The organism is Cellulomonas hominis (assembly GCF_005239125.1).
In the GTDB taxonomy this organism is placed as follows: Bacteria; Actinomycetota; Actinomycetes; order Actinomycetales; family Cellulomonadaceae; genus Cellulomonas; species Cellulomonas hominis_A.
In genome coordinates this window covers 1-2,877 of sequence record NZ_SZYE01000291.1, presented here as the reverse complement: position 1 = coordinate 2,877, position 2,877 = coordinate 1, and the positions used below count along the sequence as shown (strand labels likewise).

Annotated in this window: 5 protein-coding genes; 4 read left to right on the top strand and 1 reads right to left on the bottom strand. The window is 79.1% G+C overall.

Features of this window, described 5'->3' with window-relative positions:
- A partial coding sequence (locus FA014_RS18975) for a sensor histidine kinase (protein WP_154731168.1) occupies positions 1 to 996 on the top strand: 996 nt, incomplete at its 5' end.
- 48 nt (positions 997 to 1,044) lie between these two features.
- Here FA014_RS18975 and FA014_RS18970 read toward each other — a convergent pair.
- Complete coding sequence (locus FA014_RS18970) at positions 1,045 to 1,527, bottom strand: NUDIX domain-containing protein (protein WP_154731167.1); 483 nt, start codon at positions 1,525 to 1,527, stop codon at positions 1,045 to 1,047.
- A 77-nt stretch (positions 1,528 to 1,604) separates the two neighbouring features.
- Here FA014_RS18970 and FA014_RS18965 point away from each other — a divergent pair, with 77 nt between their 5' ends.
- The 3 genes from FA014_RS18965 to FA014_RS18955 form a co-directional block, all read left to right on the top strand.
- Positions 1,605 to 2,015 (top strand): peptidase inhibitor family I36 protein, encoded by a 411-nt coding sequence (locus tag FA014_RS18965; protein WP_154731166.1) that lies wholly within the window; start codon positions 1,605 to 1,607, stop codon positions 2,013 to 2,015.
- Positions 2,016 to 2,034: 19 nt separating this feature from the next.
- Positions 2,035 to 2,649 (top strand): RNA polymerase sigma factor, encoded by a 615-nt coding sequence (locus tag FA014_RS18960; protein WP_195969385.1) that lies wholly within the window; start codon positions 2,035 to 2,037, stop codon positions 2,647 to 2,649.
- Positions 2,646 to 2,877: hypothetical protein (locus FA014_RS18955; protein ID WP_230323427.1), on the top strand; the 232-nt coding region annotated here is incomplete at its 3' end. The genes FA014_RS18960 and FA014_RS18955, both read left to right, overlap by 4 nt.

Here is a 2,877-nt window from a genome sequence, read left to right as displayed (position 1 = left end):
CGCCTGGCGCTCGCGGGCGTGGTGCCGGCGCTGACGGCGCTGTTCGCGGCCGCCATCTGGGTGGCGCTCGGGCGGGCGCTGCGGCCGGTCGAGCGGCTCCGGGCCGCTGCGGCGCAGGTCGCGCGCGCCGGCGGCCCCGGGTCGCTGCCGGACCCCGGCACCGACGACGAGGTGGGCGCCCTGGCCCGGACGCTGAACGAGATGCTCGACCGGCTCGAGGAGGCGGCCGGCCGGCAGCGGGCGTTCGTCGCCGACGCCGCGCACGAGCTCCGGACGCCGCTCGCCGCGCTGCGGGCCCAGCTGGAGGTGGCGGCGACGCACCCGGCGGCCTACGAGCCGGGGGAGCTCGTCGACGGGCTGGGCGAGCAGGTGCGGCGGATGCAGGCGCTGGTGGACGACCTGCTGCTGCTGGCGCGCCTCGGGTCCCGGCCGGTGCCCGACGCCGCGGTCGACCTGGGGGACGTGGCGCGGGAGGCGGTGGCGCTCGCGGTGGCCGGGGCGGGCGGACGCGTGGGCGTGGCACCGGGCGCGGGCGGGGGCGCAGGACCGGCCGCGTCCGGGGGCGTGGCGGTCGAGGTGGTCGGCGCGGGGCGGGCACGCGGGGACGAGGCCGCGCTCGGGCGGGTGGTGCGCAACCTGGTGGAGAACGCGATCGGGCACGCGGCGACGTCCGTGCGGGTGGAGGCCGCCGACGGCCTGGTCGCCGTGGTCGACGACGGGCCGGGCGTCCCGGCGGCCGACCGGGAACGGGCGTTCGCGCGGTTCGTGCGGCTGGACGCGGCGCGGGCGCGACCGGGCGGGGGGAGCGGGCTCGGTCTCGCCATCGCGCGCGAGGTGGCGCGGGAGCACGGGGGCGACGTGGTCCTGGGCGACCGCGCGGACGGCGTCGCGGGTCTGCGGGCCGAGCTGCGGCTGCCGGGCGCGCCGGGCGGCGCGTCGCCCACGGTGTCCGGCGCCGCCCACGACGACCGGGGCGGGGCGGGCCGGAGAGCGTAGGCGGACGGCTCGCCCGGGCCGGCCGGGCCGGGCCGGCGGCGGAGCGGCTCAGGAGGGGAGCGAGACGACCGCCGGCAGCGAGCCGTCGCGGACCCCGTCCAGGACCAGGCGCTCGTGCGGGACCACGAGGTCCGGCAGCGCGCCGAGCGGGAACCAGCGCATCTCGGCCGCCTTGTCGGGCTCGGCGACCGCGGGGTCGCCCGACCACCGGCGCACCACGAAGAACCAGTCGCACCGCTGCTCCACCTGCGGGCCGCCGCGCTCGAACCGGTGCAACGTCGTCACCGGCTCGAGGTCGGCCGGGTCGAGCCGGACGCCGGCCTCCTCGGCGGCCTCCCGCACGGCGGCCTCGTGCACCGACTCGCCGGGGTCGACGTGCCCGGCGAGCGTCGCCCACCGGCCGTCCATGTACCCGGTCCCGCGGCGCAGCTGGAGCAGCACCTCGTCCCCGCGGAGCAGCAGCACGTAGGCGGCGGCGACGAGCAGCGAGCGGTGGCCCAGGTGGTCGTCGGGGGCGTAGCGGTCGGTCACGGGGCACGACTCTGCCACGCGGCGCGGTGTGACAGATCTCACACCAACGAAACGTGACCCGCTCGGACGATGGCGGGATGACACTCCATGTGAAGCCCGCTGCCGCCCGCCGTGCGCGCGCCGCCCTCGTCGGCGCCGCGTTCCTGGCGCTGTCCGCGCTCGCGCCGGCCGCCGGCGCCGCGGACGACGACCCGGCGGGTCCGGTGGAGGCGATCGCCTTCAGCGCCAGCCAGTGCGCGGCGGGGCGGTTCTGCCTGTGGAGCGGGCCCGGGTACACGGGCACGTTCTGGTCGACCGCCTCGACCGGCCTGCAGAACACGGGCGTCACGAACGCCGGGTCGGTGTGGAACCGGATGTCGGTGGACGTCCGCACGTACTCCGGGGCCGGCGGCACCGGCTCGAGCACCTGCTGGAACGTGGGCGCCCAGGTACCCGTCGTGTCCGTGGGCAGCGCCTCGGTCCGTACGATGACTGCGACGACATGCTGACGAGCGACCTGAGGACGGCGTGGGGGCAGGGGGCGACGAGGGGCAGGACCGCGCCCTCGCGGAGGACGGCGACGCCGAGGCGTTCGCCGCTGCGTACCGCCTGCTCGCGCCCCAGGTCCGCGGCTACGCCCGGCGCCAGGTCCCGGACGACCTGGCCGAGGACGTGGTCGCGGAGACCTTCCTGGTGCTCTGGCGCCGCTGGTCCCACGCACCCGCGGGCGACCAGCTCCGGCCCTGGGTGTTCGGCGTCGCCCGCAACAAGATCAAGCACGTGCACGAGCAGCGCAGCCGCCAGCTGCGCACCGTCGTGGGCGTCGCGGCGGCCGAGCCCACCCGGGCTCCGGTCGCGGACCCGTCCGACCGGCTGGCCGGCGACGACCTGGCCCGGCGGCTGCTCGCGCAGCTGCCGCCGGCCGAGGGCGAGGCGATGTCCCTGACCGTGTGGGCGGGGCTCACGCCGAGCGAGGCCGCCGAGGTGCTGGGCTGCTCGCTCACCGCGCTCACCTCGCGGCTGTCCCGGGCCCGTGCCCGGCTGGCCGCGGCGCTGGACGGCTCGACGCAGGACGGCACGACGCACGACGGCACGACGCACGACGGCACGCACACCTCAGGACCCGGGGGGAGGGACCGATGACCGACGACGACCGCGACGCGGCGCTCCGCGGCGCCTCCGCCGAGGCGGACGCCCTGCGCGCGCTGCTCGCCGCGCACGGCGTCGGCGCCCCCGGGCCGGCCGCGCACCCGGGGGACGAGGACCTGCTGGCCCGGATCCTCGCGACGGACCCGGTGGCGCCCGCCGGCACCGCCCCCGACCTCGCCGCCGACCGCCCCGCGGACGCCCCGGCGGCCCCCGTCGTCCCGC